At 62.6% G+C, this 1,499-nt stretch carries 2 protein-coding genes and 1 pseudogene; all 3 read right to left on the bottom strand.

The window, feature by feature from the left end:
* Positions 1-468 (bottom strand): sulfurtransferase (locus EOB36_RS33800; RefSeq protein WP_164897722.1); only part of this gene is annotated, 468 nt, incomplete at its 3' end.
* A gap of 36 nt (positions 469-504) precedes the next feature.
* A complete protein-coding gene (locus tag EOB36_RS33795) occupies positions 505-1,248 on the bottom strand; it encodes an alanyl-tRNA editing protein (RefSeq protein WP_095488589.1) in 744 nt (247 codons plus the stop codon).
* Positions 1,248-1,499: pseudogene (locus EOB36_RS33790) on the bottom strand (cysteine synthase A); the annotation flags it as partial. The pseudogene EOB36_RS33790 and the gene EOB36_RS33795, both read right to left, overlap by 1 nt.

Genomic DNA, 1,499 nt, shown 5'->3' with positions numbered 1-1,499 from the left:
GGCGACGCGAGCGGCATCGAAATCGGCGTGAAAAACGCAAGGCGCGATCTTCGTCGGCTCCGCCGTGACCGGCCGTCCCGCCGCTTTCCAGCCGTCGAAGCCGCCGTCCAATATATAGACCTGGAACACACCCATGACGCGGAACATCCACCACGCGCGCGGCGCCGAGAAGAAGCCCGGACCATCATAGACGACGATGGTGTCGTCGGCCGAGATACCCATCGCACCGACATATTGCGCGAAATGCTGCGGCGACGGCAGCGTGTGCGGCAGTGGGGAATCGGGATCCGAGATCGCATCCTGATCGAGGAAACGGGCGCCCGGAATGTGCGTTGCATCATATTCGGCGCGCGCGTCGCGCTTTTGCGCCGGCAGATACCAGGACGCGTCGACGATGGTCAGGCCGGGCTCGCCGAGGCGCTTCTGCAACCAATCCGCGTCGACGGTGAAAGGGCTGTCTTCGGCCATTCTTCTTCTCCTGTCCCGCCTCTGGCAAACTATATATCAAGCCGCGGGCATCGGGCCAAAGCGTATGCGGAAGCGCCGGTTTTCGCGACCCTTCTTCTCGATTTTACCGATATGGACCTCGCCGACTTCTCCAGTGCTCCTCACATGGGTGCCGCCGCAAGGCTGGCTGTCGATCGAGGCGTTGTCGCCGATGCAGACCAGGCGGATCTTGCCGGTGCCGACGGGTGGCCGAACATTCTTGGATTTCACCAGTCCGGGATTAGCCGCCAGTTCCTCGTCGGTGATCAGCCTGACAAAGACCGGGTGGTCGGCCCGCACCAGTTCCATCAGCCTGGCCGTCACGTCCTCCTTGGTGAAGCCGGCATCGGGAATATCGAAGTCGACACGGCTGTCGTCCTCGGAAACCGAGGCACCGGTGATCGGGAACGGGCAGACGACGGTGAGCAAATGGCAGGCTGTGTGCATGCGCATCAGCAGATGCCGCCTCTCCCAATCGAGGGCGAGCTTTATCGGCTCGCCGATCTCAAGCGCCGCCCGCTCAGGCGGCGGCACGTGGATGATCTCGTCCTTGGTCTCGCCGGTGATGGTGGCGGCAACAGTTATCAGGCTGCCGTCGGCGCGTTCGAGAGTGCCCGTATCGCCCGGCTGCCCGCCCGACGTGGCATAGAAGATCGTCCGGTCCAGAATGATGCCGCCACGGTCGTTGACGGCGACAACCACGGCATCAGCCGTCCTGAGATAGGCGTCGCCACGAAACAGGGCATCCGTCCTGTAAGCCATCACGCAACCTTTTCGAAGGGCACCGAAATTGTGCTTCGCTGTTCCATCCAGCCCGGCACCGGCAGTTTCTTTTGGCGCAGGAATTCCGGGTTGAACAATTTCGACTGATAGCGCGTGCCGTAGTCGCAAAGCACGGTCACGATGGTGTGGCCGGGACCCATTTCGCGCGCCAGCCGGATCGCGCCGGCAATGTTGATGCCTGTCGAGCCGCCGACGCACAGGCCTTCCTCCTGGATCAGGTCGAAGACGAT

Source organism: Mesorhizobium sp. M6A.T.Cr.TU.017.01.1.1 (assembly GCF_004023115.1).
GTDB lineage: Bacteria > Pseudomonadota > Alphaproteobacteria > Rhizobiales > Rhizobiaceae > Mesorhizobium > Mesorhizobium mediterraneum.
The sequence above is the reverse complement of the archived record's forward strand: the minus strand, read 5'-3'. Positions and strand labels throughout refer to the sequence as shown.